Source organism: Truepera sp. (assembly GCA_032027045.1).
GTDB lineage: Bacteria > Deinococcota > Deinococci > Deinococcales > Trueperaceae > JAAYYF01.
In genome coordinates this window covers 2,175,347-2,197,200 of the sequence record JAVSMU010000001.1, presented here as the reverse complement: position 1 = coordinate 2,197,200, position 21,854 = coordinate 2,175,347, and the positions used below count along the sequence as shown (strand labels likewise).

20 protein-coding genes are annotated in these 21,854 nt (G+C 70.4%); 10 read left to right on the top strand and 10 right to left on the bottom strand.

Annotation, left to right across the window (positions count from 1 at the left end):
• Nucleotide 1 precedes the first annotated feature (1 nt).
• Together ROY82_10090 and malQ are read left to right on the top strand one after the other, a co-directional pair.
• The gene (locus tag ROY82_10090) at nt 2-940 is read left to right on the top strand and encodes an ABC transporter permease (protein ID MDT3682805.1); all 939 of its coding nucleotides are present in this window, start codon (nt 2-4) and stop codon (nt 938-940) included.
• Complete coding sequence (malQ, locus tag ROY82_10085; GenBank protein MDT3682804.1) at nt 937-2,490, top strand: 4-alpha-glucanotransferase; 1,554 nt, start codon at nt 937-939, stop codon at nt 2,488-2,490. Before ROY82_10090 ends, malQ begins: the two co-directional genes overlap by 4 nt.
• Here malQ and ROY82_10080 read toward each other — a convergent pair.
• Both ROY82_10080 and ROY82_10075 read right to left on the bottom strand, forming a co-directional pair.
• Nucleotides 2,480-3,706, bottom strand: a complete 1,227-nt coding sequence (locus tag ROY82_10080; GenBank protein MDT3682803.1) for an ABC transporter permease subunit — start codon at nt 3,704-3,706, stop codon at nt 2,480-2,482. The genes malQ and ROY82_10080 overlap by 11 nt on opposite strands.
• Nucleotides 3,703-4,455 carry an ATP-binding cassette domain-containing protein gene (locus tag ROY82_10075; GenBank protein ID MDT3682802.1) on the bottom strand — a complete coding sequence of 251 codons (753 nt, stop codon included), beginning with the start codon at nt 4,453-4,455 and terminating at the stop codon, nt 3,703-3,705. Before ROY82_10075 ends, ROY82_10080 begins: the two co-directional genes overlap by 4 nt.
• Before the next feature lie 77 nt (nt 4,456-4,532).
• Here ROY82_10075 and ROY82_10070 point away from each other — a divergent pair, with 77 nt between their 5' ends.
• Both ROY82_10070 and ruvA read left to right on the top strand, forming a co-directional pair.
• Entirely contained in the window at nt 4,533-5,312 is a 780-nt protein-coding gene (locus ROY82_10070) for an alpha-hydroxy-acid oxidizing protein (GenBank protein MDT3682801.1), read from the top strand.
• Nucleotides 5,309-5,899 (top strand): Holliday junction branch migration protein RuvA, encoded by a 591-nt coding sequence (ruvA, locus tag ROY82_10065; GenBank protein ID MDT3682800.1) that lies wholly within the window; start codon nt 5,309-5,311, stop codon nt 5,897-5,899. Before ROY82_10070 ends, ruvA begins: the two co-directional genes overlap by 4 nt.
• Nucleotides 5,900-5,998: 99 nt before the next feature.
• On the opposite strand, the gene ald is transcribed toward ruvA, so the two are convergent.
• The 3 genes from ald to ROY82_10050 form a co-directional block, all read right to left on the bottom strand.
• A complete protein-coding gene (ald, locus tag ROY82_10060) occupies nt 5,999-7,123 on the bottom strand; it encodes an alanine dehydrogenase (protein MDT3682799.1) in 1,125 nt (374 codons plus the stop codon).
• 143 nt (nt 7,124-7,266) lie between these two features.
• Entirely contained in the window at nt 7,267-8,247 is a 981-nt protein-coding gene (gene truB, locus ROY82_10055; GenBank protein MDT3682798.1) for a tRNA pseudouridine(55) synthase TruB, read from the bottom strand.
• A 64-nt stretch (nt 8,248-8,311) separates the two neighbouring features.
• The gene (locus ROY82_10050) at nt 8,312-9,958 is read right to left on the bottom strand and encodes a hypothetical protein (GenBank protein MDT3682797.1); all 1,647 of its coding nucleotides are present in this window, start codon (nt 9,956-9,958) and stop codon (nt 8,312-8,314) included.
• A 223-nt stretch (nt 9,959-10,181) separates the two neighbouring features.
• On the opposite strand from ROY82_10050, the gene ROY82_10045 reads away from it, so the two are divergent.
• The 3 genes from ROY82_10045 to ROY82_10035 are packed head-to-tail and all read left to right on the top strand — an operon-like array spanning nt 10,182 to nt 12,593.
• A complete protein-coding gene (locus tag ROY82_10045) occupies nt 10,182-10,562 on the top strand; it encodes a hypothetical protein (protein MDT3682796.1) in 381 nt (126 codons plus the stop codon).
• Entirely contained in the window at nt 10,562-11,230 is a 669-nt protein-coding gene (locus ROY82_10040) for a response regulator transcription factor (GenBank protein MDT3682795.1), read from the top strand. The genes ROY82_10045 and ROY82_10040 overlap by 1 nt, the downstream gene beginning before the upstream one ends.
• Before the next feature lie 25 nt (nt 11,231-11,255).
• Nucleotides 11,256-12,593 (top strand): HAMP domain-containing sensor histidine kinase, encoded by a 1,338-nt coding sequence (locus tag ROY82_10035; GenBank protein ID MDT3682794.1) that lies wholly within the window; start codon nt 11,256-11,258, stop codon nt 12,591-12,593.
• 12 nt (nt 12,594-12,605) lie between these two features.
• Here ROY82_10035 and ROY82_10030 read toward each other — a convergent pair whose 3' ends face one another.
• The gene (locus ROY82_10030; protein MDT3682793.1) at nt 12,606-13,328 is read right to left on the bottom strand and encodes a hypothetical protein; all 723 of its coding nucleotides are present in this window, start codon (nt 13,326-13,328) and stop codon (nt 12,606-12,608) included.
• Nucleotides 13,329-13,726: 398 nt separating this feature from the next.
• Between ROY82_10030 and ROY82_10025 the strand changes: the two genes are divergently transcribed.
• From ROY82_10025 to ROY82_10015, 3 genes are read left to right on the top strand one after another with little or no spacing between them, the layout of a single operon-like run.
• Nucleotides 13,727-14,605: an SPFH domain-containing protein gene (locus tag ROY82_10025; protein ID MDT3682792.1), complete on the top strand. Its 879-nt coding sequence runs from the start codon at nt 13,727-13,729 to the stop codon at nt 14,603-14,605.
• A gap of 19 nt (nt 14,606-14,624) precedes the next feature.
• Nucleotides 14,625-16,358 (top strand): alpha/beta hydrolase, encoded by a 1,734-nt coding sequence (locus tag ROY82_10020; protein ID MDT3682791.1) that lies wholly within the window; start codon nt 14,625-14,627, stop codon nt 16,356-16,358.
• Between the two features lie 21 nt (nt 16,359-16,379).
• On the top strand, nt 16,380-16,583 hold the full coding sequence (locus tag ROY82_10015; protein ID MDT3682790.1) for an Arc family DNA-binding protein: 204 nt from the start codon (nt 16,380-16,382) through the stop codon (nt 16,581-16,583).
• 109 nt (nt 16,584-16,692) lie between these two features.
• Here the strand turns inward: ROY82_10015 and mltG are convergent, their stop codons facing one another.
• Genes mltG through alaS form a run of 4 tightly spaced genes read right to left on the bottom strand, consistent with a single transcriptional unit; the run spans nt 16,693 to nt 21,789 of the window.
• The gene (gene mltG / locus ROY82_10010; protein MDT3682789.1) at nt 16,693-17,760 is read right to left on the bottom strand and encodes an endolytic transglycosylase MltG; all 1,068 of its coding nucleotides are present in this window, start codon (nt 17,758-17,760) and stop codon (nt 16,693-16,695) included.
• Nucleotides 17,757-18,170, bottom strand: coding sequence for a Holliday junction resolvase RuvX (gene ruvX, locus ROY82_10005; protein MDT3682788.1), 414 nt, complete (start codon nt 18,168-18,170; stop codon nt 17,757-17,759). Before ruvX ends, mltG begins: the two co-directional genes overlap by 4 nt.
• Nucleotides 18,171-18,220: 50 nt before the next feature.
• A complete protein-coding gene (locus ROY82_10000; GenBank protein ID MDT3682787.1) occupies nt 18,221-19,108 on the bottom strand; it encodes a Cof-type HAD-IIB family hydrolase in 888 nt (295 codons plus the stop codon).
• Between the two features lie 11 nt (nt 19,109-19,119).
• Nucleotides 19,120-21,789: an alanine--tRNA ligase gene (gene alaS / locus ROY82_09995; GenBank protein ID MDT3682786.1), complete on the bottom strand. Its 2,670-nt coding sequence runs from the start codon at nt 21,787-21,789 to the stop codon at nt 19,120-19,122.
• Nucleotides 21,790-21,854: the final 65 nt, after the last annotated feature.

Below are 21,854 nucleotides of genomic sequence, written 5' to 3'. Positions count from 1 at the left end.
CGTGGACGTCGTCCTACTGCTGGCCCTCGCCTCGTCGATGCTCCGCGCGACGACGCCGCTGCTGTTGGCAGCCCTCGGCGGCCTCATGAGCGAGCGGTCCGGCATCGTGAACATCGCACTGGAAGGCATCATCCTCTTCGGCGCCATGGCCGCCGCCATCGTCACGCAGCTCGTGGAGGCGCCCTACCTGGCCGCGAACGCCAACGCCCGCGTATGGTTCGCCCCGTGGCTCGGCCTGCTGGCTGCCATGGGGTTGGGCGCCCTGGTCGCCGGCATCCACGCGCTGGTCTCCATCAAGTACAAGGCCGACCAGATCATCTCCGGCACGGCCATCAACCTCATGGGCCTCGGCATCCCCGCCGTCGTCCTGATGGGCCTGTACCACAACACGGCCACTTCCGATACCGTTCGCAACCGCCTGCCCGAGTTCATGCTGTTCGGCGTCCCCAGCCTCAAGTTCAGCGTGCTGGTCTACGTCGCGTTTCTGCTCGTGCCCGTCGTGTGGTTCGTGGTGTTCCGGACGCCCTTCGGCCTGCGCCTGCGCTCCGTGGGCGAGCATCCCGAGGCCGCCGACTCCTTAGGCATCAGCGTCACCCGCATGCGCTACACCGGCGTCATGCTCTCGGGCGTCCTGGCGGGGTTGGGAGGCGCCTACCTGTCGATAGGCAACCTCAACCAGTTCATCAGCGAGATGTCCGGGGGCCGCGGCTTCATCGCACTGGCGGCCCTCATCTTCGGCAAGTGGCACCCGCTCGGAGTGCTGGGGGCCACGCTGCTCTTCGGTGCCTTCCAGGCCACGGAGGTCCTGTTAGGCGGCGGCAAGCTGCTGCCGCCCACAGTCGTCCAGAGCCTGCCGTACATCCTCACCATGCTCGTGCTGGCGGGCTTCGTGGGCCGCTCGGTCGCGCCCAAGGGCCTCGGCAAGGCGTGGAACGAATGAGCTTAGGCGCGCGGCGCGCGGGGGTCATCTTGCACCCCACGTCCTTGCCCGGACCCCACGGGATCGGCGAGCTGGGGCGCGAAGCGTACGCGTGGGTCGACTTCCTCGAGTCGGCCGGACAGCGCATCTGGCAGGTCATGCCGCTGGGCCCTACGGGCTACGGCGATAGCCCCTACCAGTGCTTCAGCGCCTTCGCGGGCAACCACTACCTGATAGACCTCGCCGAGCTGGAGGGCGAGGGCCTGCTGACGGCGGACGAGCTCGCGCCACTTAGAGCCCTGCCGCGCGAAGCGGTCGAGTTCGGGGGGCTCATCCCCAAGAAGCTTCAGCTCCTGGCGCTGGCGGCCGAGCGCTTCGAGGCCAAGGCCACGCCGGAGGAGCGAGGGGCGGTGGCCGCTTTCGCGACCAGGCACGCCGGCTGGCTTGCCGACTACACGCTCTTCATGGCGCTCAAGGAGCGCCACGGCGGCCGCGCCTGGACGGACTGGCCCGACGAACTGCGCGACCGTGACCCCGGCGCGCTGGCGCGCGCGGGGTCCGAACTGGCCCCCGCCATGGCCAAGCACGAGCTATGGCAGTACTGGTTCTACTCGCAGTGGCTGCGCCTGCGGGCGTACGCCAACGAGCGGGACGTGGCCGTGCTGGGCGACATCCCGATCTTCGTCGCGCTCGACTCGGCCGACGCCTGGGCTCACCCCGAGCAGTACTACCTGGGCGCCGACGGCCGCCCGACCGTCGTGGCCGGCGTGCCTCCCGACTACTTCTCGGCGACGGGCCAGCGCTGGGGCAACCCCCTCTACCGCTGGGAGGTCATGGCGCAAGACGGCTACGCCTGGTGGGTGGCGCGCGTGAGGTCGGCCCTCGAGCTGGTCGATACGGTGCGCATCGACCACTTCCGGGGATTTGCAGCCTACTGGGAGATCCCGGCCTCGGAGCCGACGGCGGAGCACGGCCGCTGGCGCCCGGGTCCCGGGCAGGCGCTGTTCGACGCGCTGGCAGCGGCCCTGGGCCGGCTGCCCCTCGTGGCTGAGGACCTCGGGGTGATCACGCCGGACGTCGACGAGCTGCGCCTGGGCAACGGCCTGCCCGGCATGAAGGTGCTGCAGTTCGCCTTCGCCGGCGACGCCGACGACCCCTACCTACCCCACAACTACGACCGCGACTGCGTGGTCTACACGGGAACGCACGACAACGACACGACGGTGGGTTGGTTCGAGACGGCCTCCGAGGCCGAGCGCGACATGCTGCGCCGCTACCTGGCCAGGGACGACGCCAACGTGGCCTGGGAACTGGTGCGGCTGGCACAGGCCTCCGTGGCGGAAACGGCAGTGGCTCCCCTGCAGGACGTGCTGGGACTGGGGAGCGAGGCGCGCATGAACACCCCGGGGAGCGCCTCGGGCAACTGGAGCTGGCGGTTCGACTGGGCGGACGTGCCCTACTGGGTGGCGCCGCAGCTCCGCGAGCTGGCGGTGCTCTACGGTCGCCTGCCGGGCAGCGGCGGCGCTGACACGCCCTACCGCCAGTCGGTCACCGACGACCTCAACTCCTGAAGATCACCGATTCGCGCTGGAAGTTCCTGAGCGCGAACCGTAACAAGATGAGGACGGCCACGAGCATGACCGCCCACGTGACGAGCATCTCGCTGCCGACGGCGGTGCCCCGCACGACGTTGTCCATTAGCAGCAAGGTGTTGAGTACTGGCACGTAGTAGACGGAGTCGGACACGCCGATGAGGTCCTTGAACTGCAGCCCGACCGCAGGCAGGATGAAGAGGAACGAGAGCGGCGCCACGTAGCTCTGCGCCTCCTTGAACGAGCGGGCGAACATCGCCACGCCGAGCAGGAGCGCCGACACGAAGGCGGCCAGGAGCACCGCGCTGACGAGGAGCTGGACGATCGCGAGGGGCCCGACGGCGATGCTGCCCCCCATGACGCTCACGATCGAGTCGGCCTGGTCACCCAGGCGGGGCACGAACACCCTCTGCATGACGAGGCTGCCCACCAAGAAGCCGACGATCGCCATGGTCGCCGCGCTGAGGCCGAAGAGCATGGTGGCGATGAACTTGCCGGCCACCACCTCCGAGCGGCGCACGGGCGCGACGAGCAGGACCTCGAGGGTGCCCCGCTCCTTCTCGCCCGCCGTGGCGTCGATGGCGGTCATCTGCCCGCCCGTGAGCGTCCAGATGGCGATGAAGAACGGGATGAGCCACGAGAGCTGGCCGCTGCTGCGCTCGGCCTTGCTGCTGGCATCGACGGTCTTCACCGTCACCGGATGCAAGACGGCCGTGTCGAGGCCGGCCGACTGCAGTCGCGCCGCCACGATCTCCGACTGGTAGGCGCTGACCGCCTGCTGCACCTTGGAGGCGTTGAGCTCGCTCTTCATGTTGCCGACCTTGGACACGAGTTCCAGCTGCGCGCTGCCGCCCGACGTGATGAGCCGCTCGATGTCGTCCGGCACGACTACGGCAACCGTGACGGTGCCGTCTTGCACGGCCTGGGTGGCGTCGTCGACCGGCTTTAGCCCGAGGTTGCCTGCCTTGAACGCCTCGAGCAGCTTGGCGGGCGCGTTCTCCAGGCCGACCACGCCCACCTCGGTGACGGTCACCTGCTCGCGCTCGAAGAGGCCGCCCAGCAAGAGTGGCAGGCCCAGCATCATCAGCGGAACGAGGAGCAGGGGGATGAGCAGGTTCGACACGATGGCGCGCGTGTCGCGCAGCGTGGAGACGATCTCCTTGCGCGCCAGGCGGGAGATGATCCCCGGCCTCACGCCGCCGCCCCCGTCGACAGGTCGAAGCGCTTGATGAGCTGGAAGAACGCGTCCTCGAGACCCTTGCCCTCGCCCGCCGCCGCCAGCTCCTTCACGGTGCCCTCGGCAATCTTGCGGCCCTGGTAGATGATGCAGGCGCGGTCGCAGAGCTCCTCCACCTCGCCCATGACGTGAGTGGAGTAGATGACGGCGCGGCCGGCGCTCGGGTATGCCTTCACGAAATCGATGACCGCGCGGCGGGCAACGACGTCCAGGCCGCTGGTGGCCTCGTCGAAGAAGATGATGGTCGGGTCGTGCAGCACGGCGCGGGCCACCACGATCTTCTGCTTCATGCCCGTCGAGTAGCCGCCGGCCCGCCGGCTCAGCGTGTCGCCCAGTTGCAGGAGCTCGTCCAGTTCCTCGATGCGGCGGTCGATGTCGGCGCGCTTCATGCCGTAAAGGCCACCGAAGTAGTGGAGGATCTCGCGGCCGGTGAGGCGGTCGTAGAGGCCCATGCCGCCGTTGACGACGCCGATGGTGCTGCGGATGGCCTCCCCCTCACGCTTCAGGTCGTGGCCCGCGATGGTGGCCTCGCCGGCGTCGGGCGTGAGGAGGGTGGCGAGGATGCGCAGGGTCGTGGTCTTGCCGGCTCCGTTGGGCCCGAGGAGGCCGTAGACCTCGCCCGACGAGACCGAGAAGCTCAGGTCGGCTACCGCCTTGACGGCGCCGAAGCTCTTGTCGATGCCGCGTACGGAGATCAGTTCGGACACGGCGGCGATGTTACCAGACGGCCCCGGCGCCACTCCCCTCGCGGGCTCCGCGGGCGCAGGCTTGCTATCATCGAGCGGTGACACAGCGCGATTTCGCCGCGTTGGACGGCTATCAGTTCCTCCCGCGCGGCCTGCACGACGTGACGAGCGTCGACATGGCCGCTCATGCCTTCGGGCTCGCGCTGTCCTCGCCGATCGTGCCGCGCCGGCGCCGCGGTGACGGCGTGGCAGGCACGCAGCTGATCGCGCTGCCCGCCGAGGTGGCGCTTACGCGCGGCGAGAGGCACCCCGCCGCCGCCACGCTCGCCGTCATGCAGCCGCGCGGGATGGCCGAGTTGCTCTCGCAGGTCAAGCTCCTGGCTGCGCAGCGCGTGGCCGCCGTGGGCATCGATCTGGCGCCCCTCGCCGACGGCGCACCCTTCGGGAGCGTGGAGTGGCGCCCGCTTTCCCGGGAGGACCTCGCCGAACTCAGGGCGGCGGCCGGCTGCCCGCTGTGGCTGTTCGGGGTGGCGTCGGCGGCCGATGCGGAGGTCGCCGCCGAGGCGGGGACCGACGGGGTCGTCGTGAGTGGCGGCCTCGGGAGGCGCGTCGGTGCCCCGGCCGCGATCGAGCTGCTTCCGGAGGTGGTGGACGCCGTAGGAGGCATGGTGACGATCGCCGCCGGGGGACCTGTGCGCGACGGCGTCGACGTGCTGCGGTACCTCGCCGTAGGCGCCGAGCTGGTGGTGGTCGAGGGCGACCGCGACCTCACCGACCTCGCCGCCGAGCTGGCGTACGCCATGCGGTTGACCGCCTGCGCCAACCTTGGCGACGTCGGCTACGACTCGCTCTTCGCGCCCCTCTTCGACGAACCGTGATCGCCTTCTTGGACGGCCAGGTGGCCGAGATCAGCGAGGTCAGCGTGACGCTGGCGGTGGGCGGCGTTGGCCTCGAGGTGCTGGCGCCAAGCTCCACACTGGCTCGCTGCGCGGTGGGGGAGACCATCCACCTGCGCACGCAGCTCATAGTGAGAGACGAGCAGCCGAGCCTCTACGGCTTCCACATGAACGAGCAGTTGCAACTCTTCAGGCGCCTGTTGGAGGTGGGGGGCATCGGGCCTAAGCTGGCGCTGGCGCTGCTCTCGCACCTGCAGGTGCCACTGATCGTGACCGCGGTGGTGAACGCAGACCCCGGCCTGCTCACGAGCGCCCCGGGCGTCGGCAAACGCACCGCGGAGCGGATCGTCGTCGAGCTCAAGGGGCGGCTGTCGGACGAGCTCCTGGCCCTGGGCGCCGGCGGTGCCGCTAGCGGGATGAAGGGAGCGGGCGAGGACGCCGCTGCCGCCCTGCTCGCCCTCGGTTACCGCGAGTCGCAGGTGCGCGGCGTGGTTGCGGAACTCGTGGCGCAGGGCCCGGACGACCCGGCGGAGGCCCTCATCCGCAAGGCGCTCGGCCGCCTGCGCTGAGGCCGGGGCACCACCGCCGGCAGGGGCCGGAGTAGGCCTAGGTGGTTACGGCCGGGGCCGGGTTGGGCCAACGCGGTCATGGCCTGAGCCGGCCTTGGTCTAGGCGGTCACGGCCTGAGCCCGGAGCGCGGCCGCGGGGTCCTGCGTCGCCGCGCCGAGCGCCCGACCGACGGCGGGGTGCGTGATATTGCCCGCGTGAACGTTGAGGCCGCTAAGGAAGGCCGGGTCGTCCAGCAGCGCGGCCGTTCCCGAGGCCGCCAGGCGCAAGGCGTACGGCAGCGTCTGGTTGGACAGGGCCCTGGTGCTCGTGTTGGGCACGGCGCCCGGCATGTTGGCCACGCCGTAGTGCACGACGCCGTCGACCTCGTAGGTGGGGTTCTCGTGCGTGGTGGGGTGGATGGTCTCGATGCAGCCGCCCTGATCCACTGCCACATCGACGATGACCGTGCCCGGTTTCATGAGGCTCAGCATGTCGCGGCTGACCAGGCGCGGGGCGCGGGCGCCGGGGATGAGGACGGCGCCGATCAGCAGGTCGGTGGTCGGGAGGAGTTCGCGGATGTTCCCCACGTTGCTGGAGAGCGTCTGCACGCGGCCGTTGAACACGTCGTCGAGGTACTGCAGGCGCGCGTGGTTGACGTCGAGGAGGTTCACCCTGGCGCCCAGCCCGAGCGCCAGCTTGGCGGCGTTCGTGCCCACCACGCCCGCGCCAAGGATGGTGATGGACCCGGTCTGCACTCCGGGGACGCCCGCCAAGAGCACGCCCTTGCCGCCGTGCGCTCGCTCCAGGAAGTGGGCGCCGACCTGTGGCGCCATGCGTCCGGCCACCTCGCTCATGGGCGTGAGGAGCGGCAGTGACCCGTTGGGCAGCTGCACGGTCTCGTAGGCCACGGCCGTGGCGCCGCTGGCGACGAGGGCCTCGGTGAGGGGCCCGTCAGCCGCGAGGTGCAAGTAGGTGAACAGGATCAGCCCTTCGCGAAGGTAGTGGTACTCCGACGCCACCGGCTCCTTGACCTTCATCACCAGCTGCTGCGCCCAGGCGTCGTCGGCCGTGCCCAACTCGGCGCCGGCGTCAAGGTACTCGTCGTCGGTGAAGCTCGAGCCCAGTCCGGCGCCGGCCTCCAAGACGACGCGGTGCCCGGCGCCGACGAGCGCATGAACGGAGCCGGGGGTGCAGGCCACGCGGTACTCCTGGGCCTTGATCTCTTTCGGAATGCCGATGTTCATCTGTCGCTCCCTGAAGCCGCTTGACGCCAACCACCGCGGCCGGCGCCCATTGCAGGCTGGTTCATTGGTCGTTACCTGAGTCTAGCGAGTGTGGGGCACCTCTTGGGCGCCTCCAAGGACGGCCGAGTATCCCGCGGGTGGGCTCAGGGCGCGAGGTCGCGCTGCCACACGCGCAGGTAGCGCATGCGCCCCGCGCCCAGCGGCTCGACGACGGCGGCCAGCGCGCCCGTCTCGTCGAACAGCGCGGTCGTGCCGGCGATGTCCAGGTCGAGCTGCTTGCCGTGTCGCGCGGCCTCGGCGGTGGCAGCGTCCAGCCGCAACTGCGGGAAAGGGAGGACGGCGGCGGGGTCGAGCGGCGTCGCCATTGCCAGCTCGTCGAGGCCGCCGCAGTCGGTCAGGTCGACGGCGCCGGCCGCCGTGCGCACCAGGCCGGACAGGTGGGCCGGGACGCCCAACGCCGCGCCCAGGTCGCGTGCGAACGAGCGGATGTACGTTCCGGCCGCCACCTTGAGGGCGATGAGGGCGGTGGGCAGCTCGCCCAGCTCGGGAGGCAACGTGGGCGTCCACCCGGCCCTGTCCGGCGTGGGGCGCCAGCCCTCCGCCACGCGCGCGAACGAGTTGGGCAGGCCCGCGCGGCGTGGCGCGAAGCCCAGGAGTTCCACCTGACGGTAGCCGACGGGCCGGGCCGGCGGCTCTTCGGCCGCGCCGCTTCTGGCCGCGGCGTAGCTGCGCACGCCGGCCCGCTGCACCGCCGAGTAGGCCGGCGGCCGCTGCGTGGTCACTCGAAGGAAGGAGGCTGCGGCCGGCGCGACGTCGGCGGCCCCCAACCGCGCGAGGTCCCGAGGCTCCGCACGGCTCAAGGCGCCCGGGTCGGCAGGCGGTTCCGCGTCGAGCGTCGGGGTGCCGAGGCCGAAGGCCACCCAAGCGAGGTACTCCTTGTCGCCCGCGCTGAGGAAAGGGGAGAGCTTGGTCGCCTCGTGCGACAACAGCACGAGCACGCCCGTGGCCAGCGGATCTAGCGTCCCAGCGTGGCCCACCTTGCGCGTGCCAAGCAGCCGCCGGCTCCGCGCCACGGCGTCATGCGAAGTGATGCCGAGGGGTTTGTCAACCGCGAAGATTGGCATCGGGAGGTTCTAGGTGCCGACGGCGCGAACGAGCGGCCGGGGGCAGGCGGGTAAGCGTGCCCGGCTAATAGAACAGTGCCCGTACCCAAGGACTCACCTGGGCGGCAACGAGCAGGCCGACGTGCAGCGTGAGCTGGGCAACGAGCACCTCCCAGCCGCTGCGCCGCCGCCGGTAGGCGTCCGCCAGCAACAGCCCGAACGGCAGGAGCAGCACCAGCGGGGTCCCGAACGTGAGCGCGTAGAGGGCCGCGGAGCCGACGGTGGCTATGGTGGCGTCGTAGCGCCGCGTGAACGGCGGGATCACGAACGACCGGAAGTAGATCTCGGAGAGCGGCACGAGCAGGGCCGCTGCCACGACCAGCGGCGTATTACGCACGTAGTCGAGGTAGAAGCGGCCGAAGGCGCCCCCGCCGCCCACGTAGTGCAAGTACGCCAGGGTTGCGGCCAGGAACAAGATGCCCCAGCCCAAACCGTAGATGACGTGGCCGGGACCGAGGAGCGTCTCCAGCGCGTCGAAGCCGTTCGCCTGCACGCGGCGCCATGCCAGCAACGCCAGGGTCACGGCGAGGACGAGGACGAAGAGCGCGCGTGTCTCGCCGGCAAGCGGCGGCGTGAGGAACGCCAGGACGTTGTCGTAGCGGACGAGGCCGTAGATGATCGTCACGAACAGGGCTACCAGCAGCGAGGCTATGAGCGTGCCGTACACCTGGCCGACGCTCCAGTCGCGCGGACCCTCCACCACTTCGAGCGTCGAGGAAGAGGCGATGCGGCTCTCCCCGATGAGGTGCGCCCCGACGAGGAAGAGCAGTAGCAGGAGCCAGAGCAGCGTGTTGCCGCGGAGGAACGACGACAGGTTCTCCCGCTTCAGCGACTCGCGCAGCGCGAGGCCGCCGGAGTCGAGGTCGCCCCTGGCGTAGGCGATGAACGCCAGTGCGCGCAGATCGAGCGCTTGGGCTTCGATGTTGCGCGCGCCACGCAACTGGTGCGCCGTGGCGAGGTTGCCGTTGGCGGCCTCCAACTCGCCCTGCGCCCACTGGGCGCGGCCCAGGAGTGACCGCACGTCGGCGTTGCGGTCGTCGCCAGTCAAGTTCAGGTAGCTCTGGAGCTGCTTCTCGGCCGAGGCGGCCTCACCGAGCCGCAGCCGCAGCGCGGCGTCGGCCAGGCGATAATCGGCGTCGAGTGGGTTGCCCAGGATGGCGGCCCGGTAGGCGTCCAGCGCCTCCTGGAAGCGGCCCTGCGACTGCATGATGCGTGCCCGGAGGAACGACACGCGCCCTTCCAACTCGACGTTGCCTTGCTGGGCAAGGCGCGCCTCGGCCTCCTGCAGCAGGGCCTCGGCGTCGGACGGGCGTTCGCTTGCAAGCGCCGCCTCGGCCAGGAGCACCAGCGGCTCCGCGGTGTCGATCTTGTCGCGGACGCGGCGCAGGCGGTTCTCGGCGCTGGCCACGTCGCCGAGCTTCAGTTCGATCCGGGCGAGGGCCAGTTCGGCGGCGGCGAAGTTCGGCCTCACTTGGAGAGCGTTCAGGCACGCCTGCCGCGCGGTCTCGAGGTCGCCGCCGGCCTCGAAGAGCAAACACTGTTGGAAGTAGCGGTTCTCGTCGAAACCTTGGGCGTGCGCCGTGTGAGCCGCGAACGCTATGAAGAAGGCGACGGCCAGCGCCAACACGGCCGCGTGCCTCGCCCTTCGAGCCCCTCCCAGGTTCATCCTCATGCGTTTCCTTCCGAGCAGCCTAGCAAAATCCTGCCGCCATGATTACGCGAAGCCTATGCCACATGGGGTTACTTCGTTCACTAATCGAGGAGGTGCGTCCTGGAGGAACGCCGTGCCGGTTAAGGTTCCCTGAAGCGCTGCCCCTTGGGCGTATCACGTGCCGCTGGTAGCATCTGTGAATGACACGGAAGTGGCCCGGACCTGGATTCGCCCGGGAGGGCCGATGAGCCTAGCCTTCTTCTTCATGCTCGCGCAGGCAGGGTTGCAGCTGCCGGCGATGCCGGAGGGGACCGAGGTGAGGCTCGTGTCGGTTGACCTGCTCACGGTTTACGTCTCGGCGCGCGTCGAGGACGGACACCTCGTGTTCCGGGAGTTCCCGCCGCCGGGTACCCGGGTCCGGGTGTTGATCTTCCCGCCGGGAGAGGACCTTCGTGGCCAGGCGGCCGCCCTTGCGGGCGCAACCGCCTACAAGGGCCATATCACCGACAGGGGCAACGACGTGCTGCTGGCGATAGACGGCATCGATCACCCGGTCTCACTGCGTGAACTCCTCCTGGAGGAGCGCGACGTGTGGCTCGACCTGCCCTTGGGAAGGATCCAGTGATGGTGACCAAACGTATCCTCATCGTCGAGGACGACGTAGACATCCTGCGCCTCCTCTCGCGCGAGCTCGAGGACGCCGGCTTCGAGGTCCTGGCCTACGATAGTGGCATGCGGGGCCTGACTGCGGTGCGCGAGTCCAACCCCGATCTGGTCATCCTCGATCTGGGGCTGCCCGACATCAGTGGCCAGGAGATCGCCAGGCGCCTGCGGCACACCGGGAACATCCCTATAATCATCCTGACTGCCGCCGACGAGGTGGGCACCAAGGTCGAGATGCTCAACGCCGGGGCCGACGATTACCTCGCCAAGCCCTTCCACGTCGAGGAGTTGGTGGCGCGCGTCAACGTTCAGCTCAGGAAACGGACGCTCGGGGTGGCGCAGAAGATCGGCGAGCTGACCATCGACCCGGCCCGCCGCCAGGTCTTCTGGGTGGCCGAGGAGATCCGCTTCAGCCCCCGCGAGTACGAGCTGCTCCACTACCTGGCGGGTCAGCCGGGGCGGGTGTATAGCCGCAAGGAGATCGAGAACAACGTGTGGGGCGAGGAGCTGCCGCCGTCTTCGAACGTGGTCGACGTTCACATCGCCAACATCCGGGGCAAGCTGCGCGACGCGGGAGGCTACGGAGTCATCCGGACCGTCCGGGGGGTGGGCTACGCCCTCAAGTCCTGAGGCGCCGCCCGCTTAAGCTCCGCCATTGCCACTCCTGAAGACCCCCCGAGTAGCGCTCAAGTGGCGCGTCGCGCTACTGGCCGCGGCCGCCACCGCGTCGCTGGCAGGCTTGACGATGGTGGTGGCGTACGAGGTGGTTAGGGGCGGCCTCTACGCCGAGGTCCGGCGAGCCCTGAAGAGCGACGCGGCGGTGGTGGCCAACCTCTACAACTCTGGTGAGGGCAGCGCGAGCACGACGCTCAGCGGCCCGACCGGCGGCGTGGTGCTGCAGGTCTACGACCCTAGCGGGCACCTGCTCGTGGCGAGCCGCCCGGAGTTCGAGCGCGCGGAGATGGCGCTGCCGGCCGCAGACGTCATCAGCGGCATGGGCGTGCCGACCTCCTGGAGCGGGACCATCGGCGGCAAGAAGATGGAAGCGGCGCTGGCGCCGTTCGAACTCGGCGTGGTCGCGGTGCTGACGGATCCCTCCTATATCGGCGCGCTGCTCACAGACCTGTCGCGCAACCTGCTCGTGGCCGCCGTGTTGCTCGTGGTGGTCAGCCTGCTCGTCGGCTACGCCGTGGCCGCAGCCTCGCTCAGGCCCCTCACGCGGCTCGCGCGGCTGGCGTCCACACTCGGGCCCGAGCGGCTGGACGTCATCGAATACGACGGGCCGCGAGACGAGATCGGCCGGCTGACGGCCGCGCTGAACGGGCTCGTGGGCAGGCTGCGCGAGGCCCTCGACTCCCAGAGGGTGTTCTTCGCCGAGACCAGCCACGAGTTGCGGACGCCGCTCACGAGCCTGAGGGGCTTCCTGGACCGCGCGGTAAGGCGCACCACGCCGGAGGCGCGCGACGACCTCATGGACGCGCAGCGCGTCGCCGGAAGCATGGCGCGCCTGGTGGAGGACCTGCTCCAACTCTCGCGCGGGGAACTCATCGTGGACCCCAACCCGCACTTGGTCGAGCTCCGCAGCGACGTCCTCGTCCACGTGGCCGACGAGTTCCCCGGAGTGGCGGTGACGGGCGGGCTGCCTGCCCTCGTGCTCGGGGACCCGCAACGCCTCATGCAGCTCGTGCGCAACCTGACCGCCAACGCGGTCAGGGCGGCAAGCGGGCCCGAGGGCGTGGTCCTCGGCCTCGAGGTGCTCGGCGCCGAGGCGGTGGTGAGCGTGACCGACGACGGGCCGGGGATAGCGCCCGAGTCGCTGGAGAGGATCTTCGAGAAGTTCTACAAGGGCCCCGGCGGCGGCTCCGGCCTGGGGTTGGCGATCGCCCGCCAGGTGGCCGAGCGCCATCATGGGTCCATAGAGGTGAGCAGTCGGCCGGGCGCCACCGTCTTCAGGGTGCGGCTGCCGCTGGCCGACGCCGACGAGGACGATTGAAGCCCTGCCGACTCAGAGCTTTGGCAACGTGACGCCCGTCTGACCCTGGTACTTGCCCGCGCGTTCGGCGTACGTCGTCTCGGGCCTCTCGCCCTGGAAGAACAGCAGCTGCACGATGCCCTCGTGGGCGTAGACCTTGGCGGGCAGCGGCGTGGTGTTGGAGAGCTCCAGCGTGACGTGACCCTCCCAGCCGGGCTCCAGTGGTGTGACGTTGGCCACTATGCCGCAGTTCGAGACGAACACGCCGGCGTCGAGCGCGAAGTTCCCGGTCTCGGGCACCGTGAGGCAGTAGACGTCGTGGTCGCCCTTCAGTTCCTGCACGCGGGCCACCTTGTGGTTCCTGTAGCGCCGGTCCTCGAAGGGCTGGTAGGTCAGCGGTCCCTCGAGAGTGGGCGTGCGGTATAGCGGCATCAGCGCGTCGCCCGGCCTAAGGTCGGCGGCCGCGGCCCAGCTGCCGTCCCGGCGCATGAAGTCGTGATCGGGCGTCGCTTCGATGCTCGCGCCGTTACCGAGGGTGATGAGCAGGAGGGAGTCGCGGCCGATGAACCGCGGGGCGCGCAGGTGCGAGGTCACCACGCGGCCGCTCGCCGCCATCGAGTAGCCGAGAGGGGGTTCGTCGCCCGCCCGCCGCGACGCCAACTCCTCGAGAGTGGGAGCCGTTCCGTCGGCCAGGGCCACGCGGGTGTCTGCGCTGAAACACCTGGCGTACGAGGACTTCCCGAGCGCGATCACCATAGTGTCGTCGGGTATGCGCAGGCGCTCGACGGACCTCGTAAGCACGAAGCTGTTGGGCGGGATGATGCAGGTGTCGCCGCCATACTCGACCAGGCTGCTGGTGTCGAAGTTCTTGGGGTCGACCACCGTGTTGAAGGCGTTGACGAATATGCGCCATTCGGGTGCGGCCCTCAGGTCGTAGCCGAAGCTCGACAGGCCGTAGCTGATGACGCCTTCGCGCACGAGGCTCTCCTCGAAGGGGACGATCATCCCCTCGCGCGCCCTCTCGCGGATCCACCAGTCCGGTTTGATGCTCATGCCGGCACTTTACCAACGGGCCTCATCCAGGAGGCACGGGCGGCATGTTATGTTGGGCCGATATCGCGCTGATATCACGCGGATATCACACGGGAGGCGTAATGAACCAAGTCGTCGAGAGAGAAGCCGGAGCCGCCAACGGCTTCCTGGGGTTGACCGTGACCGTCGTCCTGCTCCTGGGTGGAACGGCGCTCGTCGTTTACGGCGGTTCCAGCGAACTCGTCCTTCCCCTCGTCGCGGGCCTGCTGGCGCTCGCCTTGGGCGCCCTGCTTGCCTTCGGGCTCCAGGCCGTGCAGCCCAACCAGGCGCGCGTCCTCACGCTGTTCGGCTCGTACGCCGGCTCGTTGCGCAGCGCCGGCTTCTGGTGGGTGAACCCCTTCACCAGCAAGAAGCCGGTCAGCCTGCGGGTGCGCAACTTCACCAGCGAGCGCGTGAAGGTGAACGACGCCGACGGCAACCCGGTCGAGATAGCCGCGGTGGTGGTTTGGCGCGTGGCCGAGTCGGCCAAGGCCGTGTTCGACGTGGACGACTACGAGCAGTTCGTCGGCATCCAGTCCGAGACCGCCCTGCGCGGGCTGGCAACCCGCTACCCGTACGACGCCTCGGGTCAAGACAGGCCATCGCTGCGCGAGAACCCCGACGAACTGGCCGACGCGCTGCGCAAGGAGCTCGAGCAGCGGCTCGAGGTGGCCGGCGTGGACGTCATCGAGGCGCGCCTCACCCACCTCGCGTACGCTCCCGAGATCGCGCAGGCCATGCTGCGGCGCCAGCAGGCGCAGGCGGTGGTGTCGGCGCGCCGGCTCATCGTCGAGGCCGCCGTCGGGATGGTCGAGGACGCACTCAACGGCCTGTCGGAACGCGGCGTGGTCGAACTCGACGACGAGAAGCGCGCCGCCATGGCGAACAACCTCATGGTTGCCCTGGTGAGCGAGCAGGCGGTGTCGCCCATCGTCAACGCGGGCACCCTGTACAGCGGTTGAAGGGAGAGACAACGTGAACATGCGAGCACTTTCGAGTGTTTGGCGAGCCGTCAAGGTTGCCGTGGTCCTGGGAGCCGGCGCGGCCTTCGGCCAGGGCGGCGACGCTCCGGCGCCGCTGCAGTTCGACATCCTCGTCGGCGGCAATACCGTCGGGGAGGCCGGGATGGCGCTAGTGCGCGAGGAAGACGGCACCCGGTCACACGGCACCGCCAAGGTGGCGAGCGGCTTCGACCTCTCCGACGTGCTCGTCACCGATGCCACCGGCGCAGCCAAGAGTTATCACCTCCAAGGGACCGTTCACGGGACCGAGGTGGTCATCGACGTCACCTTCAGCGCCACCAGCGCCGACTTCGCCATCGAGCAGGGGGGCCAGAAGCAGAACGTCTCCTTGCCGTTGACCGGCCCCGTTCACGTGCTCGACAACAACTTCATCGATGGCTACCAGGTCCTCGTCGACCAGGTATTGAAGGATGGGGTCGGCAAGACGTTCGACATCATCGTGCCGCAAGTGGCGATGCTCGGCACCTTCGAGCTCGCTGCGCCCGTCGACGACACCGTCAGTTACGGGGGCGAGGACGTGAGAGTCCGGCGCTTGGGCGGCACCCTGAGGGTCGGGCCGCAGAGCATCGACGCGGCCGCCTACGTCGACGACGGGGGAGACATCCTGGTCCTGACCACCACGCCGGGCAACGTGCGCATGGAGCGCAGGCAGGCGGGCGAGGCCAGTGGTGCCGCGGCAACCACGGTGGGGTCCGACCGGGCCGGGGTGACCGCGGCCCTGGCCGCCGCCGCCCCTTGCCTCGTAGAGCGAGAGCTGAGCGTGAGCAGCACCGGGGCCACCCTGGTCGGCAAGCTGACGCTGCCGAAGGCCGCCGCCGACGGCAGCGGCCCGGCGGCGCCGACGCTGCTGCTACTGCCCGGTTCGGGCGCCGCCGACCTGGATGGCAACGCGCCGCCGCTGCTCACCAACAGCGGCTATGAGCAGCTCGCCTACGGCCTCGCGTGCCGCGGCTTCGGCGTGCTGCGGGCCTTGAAGCTGGGAGTCCCGCCCTCGACCGGCGACGGCAACGCGGTCACCATCGAGACCTACGCCCAGAACGCGGCCGACTGGCTGGCGGCCCTGACGCGTCAGCAAGGGGTGGACGCTCGACGCCTGGGCCTCATCGGGCACTCCGAGGGCGGCATCATCGCGCTCTACGCCACCGCGCGCGGCTACGTGAGCCCCCGGGCCCTGGTGCTGATCGCCGCCCCCGGCAGGCCGCTCGACGTTCTGGCCCGCGAACAGCTGCTCGAAGGCGACAAGCGAAGCGGCGCCACCGAGGAGCAACTGGCCACCCTCGGTCGCCAGATCGACGAGGCCTTCGCGGCCATAAAGTCCTCGAGCGGCACGGCCCTGAAGCCGACGCCCGAACTCGCCGACAACCCGGTTGCGGCCATGTTCGCCCACGCCGCCGGGCTCCTCAGGAGCGAGTTCGCCGTCGATCCGCAGGTGGCGGCGCGCGGCGTCGAGGTGCCCGTGGCCGTCATCCAGGGCAGGAAGGATCTCTTGGTGAAGGTGACGGACGCGGAGTTACTTGCCGCCGGGGCGCCCCACGCCACGCTGTTCCTCCTGGATGACCTGACGCACAACCTCGTCGACACCGCCGGACCGGCGGCGTCGTTGCCGCTGCCCGGCCCTGACGCGGTCATCTCGCCGACGCTCGTGCAGGTCATCGCCACCTACCTGGCCGGCAACCTGCACCGGGGCCCCTGAGGAAGGCGGGCCGGGCCGGCCATGGCTGAGAAGAGGCGGTACCTGCTGCGGCTCGACGCCGGCGTGCACGCCGCGATCGAGAAGTGGGCCGCCGACGAGCTGCGGAGCGTCAACTCCCAGATCGAGTACCTGCTCACCGACGCCCTGCGCCGCGCAGGGCGCCTACGGGAGCGGCGCGCGGCCGACGCTGCGGACCCCGAAGGCGACGACGAACACGCAGGCTGACGCAGCGAACCAGGGAGCGGGGGCGGCGAACCTGCGAGGTATGGCGGCGAACCCTCGAGCCACGGCAGCTGGGCCGCGAACCCGCGAGCTAAGGCAGCTGACCCGCGAGCTAGCGCGCCTGACGTCCGCTGCGCAGGTAGCGCTCCACGTCCCGGTTGTGCGCTTCAAGGTTCGTGTTCGGCCTGAACACCGAGATGCCGCCGTCGCTGCCGTGGAGGAAGTAGAGGTACGGCGAACCCTTCGCGTCCAGGCGCTGCGGTGACAGCACCGCGAGCAGCGCCGCGGTTCCCGGGTTGCAGATCGGCCCGGCGGGCAGCCCCGGTCGCGTGTACGTGTTCCAGGGCGTGTCCTTCCTGAGGTCGCCTGCTACCGCGCTCAGTTCCGGCAGCGCCTTGCCCAAGCCATACGCGACGGTCGGGTCCGACTGCAGGGGCATGCCCTCGTCCAGGCGGTTGAGGAACACGCCGGCGATGATCGGCATCTCGCCGTCGGACGCGGCCTCCGCCTGGACCATGCTGGCGAGCGTCACCCAGTCACGCACGCGCAACTCCTCGCTAGCCAGCCTGCGGACGACCGGCTCCGTCACTTCCGCCTCGAAGCGCTCGACCATCGCGCCCAGCGCCTGTGACGCCGTCGAGTGGACGGGTAGGTCGTAGCTGGCCGGGAACAGGTAACCCTCGAGCGAGTCGTCGGCGGAGAGCCACGGCGGCGCCAGCTCGCCGGGTGAGCGCACCAGCGCCTCCAGCTCCGGCAGCTCGCCCAGGCCGTTGGCCGCCAACCGGGCGACCACGGCCGCGGCCCGCCAGCCTTCGGGCACCACGATGCGCACCGTGCGCGGGCGCCCGCCGGCCGCGAGGGCGGCGGCGAGCTGGCGGCTGCTCATGTCGGGCGAGAGGTCGTACAGGCCCTCGCCGACCTTTCTGTCCAGGCCCGTGGCGCGCAAGAGCAGCTCGAAGGCCAGGCCGGAGCGCACCAGGCCCGCGTCCTCCAGCGCCTGCGCGACGCGGGCGCCGCCCCAACCCGGCAGCACCTCGAACTCGACGGGTGCGTGAGTGGCGCTCACGGGAGAGAGCACGAAGCGCACCGCGCTGAGGCCGGCGGCGACGAGCACCACGAGAACGAGGAGCGCGATCGCCCAGTTGCGGCCGGCGCGTTTCGGGGTCGGTTCCTGGGTCACTCTTGGCCCTTCACGCGCCGAAGGTACGACTCCAAGATGAGCACCGCCGCGGCCTCGTCCAGGCGGCCCTTCTCCTGGCGCCGCGAGCGGGGCAGGCCCGAAGCTCCGACCTGCCGCTCGGCGATGCGCGTCGTGAGGCGCTCGTCCTCGAACTCCACGCGCGCGCCGGCGGCCCGCAGCTCGGCCGCGAAGCGGCGCACGCGTTCCGTCTGGGCCGACTCCTCGCCGCCCAGCCTCACGGGCAGGCCCACGACCACGGCGGCCATGCCCTCGTCCGCCAGCATGGCCAGCAGCGCGGCCACGTCCTTCCTGGTGCCCTGCCGCGTGAGCGAGCCGCGGCCGAACGCCAGCAGCGAGCCCACCGTGCCCGTGGCCAGGCCGATGCGAGCGTCGCCGACGTCGAGCGCCAGCAGGCGCTCGCCCTCTTCCAGCGGAGGGGCCGGGGCCTGGTCGCTCCGGCTCAGACCGCCACCTCGTGGCTGCCGGGTGCGGCCCGCAACCAGCTCTCTATCACCATTGCGACCCCGTCCGCTAGGTTGCTGGCCGTCACCAAGTCCGCGACCTCCAGCGCCTCCGGCTCGGAGTTGCCCATGGCCACGCCGAGGCCCGCCCAGGCGAGCATGCCGGCGTCGTTGTGTTGGTCGCCGAAGGCGGCCACTTCCTCGGGCTTCACCCCGAGCAGCCGGCACAACTCCGCCAGGGCGGCGCTCTTGTCGACGGCCGCGTGGTGGACCTCGAGGAGGAACGGCAGGCTCCAGGTGGAGTAGAGGTCGAGGCCCTCCAGCACCCGCGCCAGCCGCGACGGGTGCTCGTCGTCGTAGACGGCCAGCAGCTTGATGCGAGAGCCGCCGATGAAATCCTCGAGCGGGCCGACGGCCGTCGGTGGCCCGCCGTGGAAGAGGTGCGCCACGTTGCCGACGGGCTCGAGCGGCCCGCCGCCGGCGGCGCCGTCCAGCACCCAGCCCGAGTCGGTCTCCAGCGCCAGGGTGGCGCTCGGCGCCGCAGTGCGGATGCGGCGCAGGGCCTCGGTGGCCGCGCCCAGCTCGAGCTCGCCGAGGACCCGGAAGCTCCCGGCGTGTGACATGGCGGCGCCGTTGTAGGCGATCACCGAGTCGGTCGCACCCACCTCCTGGGCGATGGGCAGGGCCGTGCGCAAGGGCCTGCCGGTAGCGAGGACCACCTTGACGCCCAGCTCCCTCACCGCGCCGATGGCGGCGCGCGTGCGCGGCGTCACGAGCTTGTCGGGTCCGAGGATGGTGCCGTCGATGTCGATGGCTATCAGGCGCGGCAACGTCAGCCCCGAAGGGAGGCGTGGCGCGGTGCCGTCGAAGTGAGCGGGAGCCGGCATGGAGCCGCGCCTCAGCTGCCGGAGGCGAGCGCGTCGCCCACGGTGGCGAGGGCCTCGGCGAGGCGCCCCGGTTCCTTCACGCCGGCCTGGGCCATGTCGGCGCGGCCACCGCCGCTGCCGCCAACGCTGGCGGCCACGCTGCGCACCAACTTGCCCGCGTTGGCACCCCTAGCGACCGCGGCGGGGGATGCCTTGGCCACCAGCGCGCCGCCCGAGCCCAAGACCACCACGTCGGCGCCGCTCTTGGCCAGCAGCGAGTCGGCGGCGTTGCGCAGGGCGCCGGCGTCGAGGCCCTCGAGCAGGGCCGTCAGGTAGCTGAAGCCCCCGGCCTCTTGCACCTCGCTGGCCGCCGCACCCGAGCTCGTCTGGGCGCTTGCGAGGCGGTCACGCAGCTGCGCCGCCTCTCTCAACGCCTCCTTGTGGTCGGCTTGGAGCTTCAGCAGCCGCTCCTCGAGCTGCGCCGGCTTGCCGCCCAGCAAGGCGGCCAGCCGCTCCTGCGACCGGCGCAACTCCTCGAGGTAACGCAGCGCGGAGGCGCCGACGCGGGCCTCCATGCGCCTGACCCCGGCCGACACGGCCTCCTCGCTCACGATGACGAAGGCGCCGATCTGCCCGGTGCGGCCCACGTGCGTGCCCCCGCAGAGTTCGGTGGACACCTCGCCCATCTTCACCATGCGCACGTTCTCGCCGTACTTCTCGCCGAAGAGCATCATCGCTCCGGCCGCGCGGGCCTCCGAGATGGGCACGACGCGCCAGTCGACGGCGAGGTCGGACTGCACCCAGCGGTTCACCAGTTCCTCCACGCGCAACTGCTCCTCGGCCGTGACCGCGTGAGGGTGGGAGAAGTCGAAGCGCAGCCTGTCGGGCGCCACCAGCGAACCGGCCTGGGCCACGTGATGGCCCAACACGGAGCGCAGCGCGGCGTGCAGGAGGTGCGTGGCCGAGTGGTGCTTCTGAGTCTCGCGGCGCGCGGGGTCCACGCGGGCCGTGACCGCCTGTCCTGCCGCCAGCCTGCCGCGCACGACCCGCGCCTGGTGGAGCGTCAGGCCCTGCCGCGACTTCTTGGTGGCGGACACCAGGGCCTTGCCGCCCGGCCACTCCAGCACGCCGGCGTCGCCCACCTGACCGCCGCCCTCCGGGTAGAAGGGCGTTCGGTCGAGCACCACCGTGCCCGCGTCGCCCTCGGTGAAGGCGTCCTGCTCCCTCGCGTCGTCGCCCGGCGTGACCAGGGCCACGACCTTCGCGGTGGCCTCCTCGGCCTCGTAGCCGAGGAACGTCGTCTCGCCGACGCGCTCGGCGACCCTGCCCAACGCGTCGCTGGCGGCCTTGAACAGCTCGCGGCCCGCGCCGCCGGCCCTCGAGAGCTCGCGCGCTCGTTGGCGGGCCACCTCGTAGCCCGCCGCGTCCACCTCGAGGCCGCGCTCCGCGGCCATCTCGCGGGTGAGGTCTAGGGGGAAGCCGTAGGTCTGCCACAGGTCGAAGGCCACGGCTCCAGGGAGCACGGCGCCGTCGAGCCCGTCGAGGATAGTGCTCACCCGCTGTATCCCGGCCTCCAGGGTCCTGAGGAACTGCTCCTCCTCGGCGTGGATGATGCCCTTCACGCGCTCGGCGCCGTTCTTGATCTCGGGGTACGCCTCGCCCATCGACTCCACCACCTGGTCGACGAGCGCGTGGAGGACGGGCTCGCGCAGCCCCAACAGCCACGCGTGGCGCGAGGCGCGGCGCGTGAGCATCTTCACCACGTAGCCGGCGCCGTCGTTGGCGGGCAGGACGCCGTCGGAGATGGCGAACGTCACGGCGCGCACGTGGTCGGCGATCACGCGGTGCGACACCGACTTGGGGCCCGCGTAGGGCACGCCCGAGAGGGCGGCGACGCGCCGGATCGTCGGCTGGAACAGCTCGGTCGCGTAGGCGTCCTCCTTGTCCGTCATCACGGCCACGAGGCGTTCGAAGCCCAGGCCGGTATCGATGTTCTGTTGCGGCAGGGGCACCAATTGCCCGCCGTCCCGGCGGTCGAACTGCGTGAAGACGAGGTTCCAGAACTCGATGAAACGGTCGCCCGACCCCGTGTTGGGTCCCGTCTCCTCGGCCGTGCCGAAACCGGGACCGCGGTCGTAGAAGATCTCGGAACAGGGCCCGCACGGCCCGTTGGGGCCCTTGCTCACGGCGTTGGCGGGCCAGAAGTTGTCGCTCTCGCCCCAGCGGCTGATGCGCGCCTCAGGCACGCCCACCTCTTCGTGCCAAATGGTGTAAGCCTCGTCGTCGTCCTGGTAGACCGTCACGAAGAGGCGTTCGGGGTCCAACCCCAGGTACTCCTTCGAGGTGGCGAACTCCCACGCCCAGGCGGAGGCCTCCGACTTGAAGTAGTCGCCGAACGAGAAGTTGCCCAGCATCTCGAAGAACGAGTGGTGGCGCAGCGTCACCCCGACGTTCTCGACGTCGTTGATCCGCAGGCACTTCTGCGCCGTGGTGACGCGGTGCCAGGTGCCCTCGTGGCCCGCGAACTTGGGGGTGGCACCCAGGAAGTACGGCTTGAACTGCACCATCCCGGCACTGGTGAACATGAGGGTCGGGTCGTCGCTCTTGACGGACGCCGAGCCGTAGACCAGGTGGCCCCGGGACTGGAAGAAGCGCAGGAACTTCTCGCGCAAATCGTTGATCTGTTGGATGCCGTCTACCACGGGTGCCTCCGAGCGTCGCCGAGGTGTAAGTATACCGAGCGGGCGGTGACACCCGGAAGCGTGCC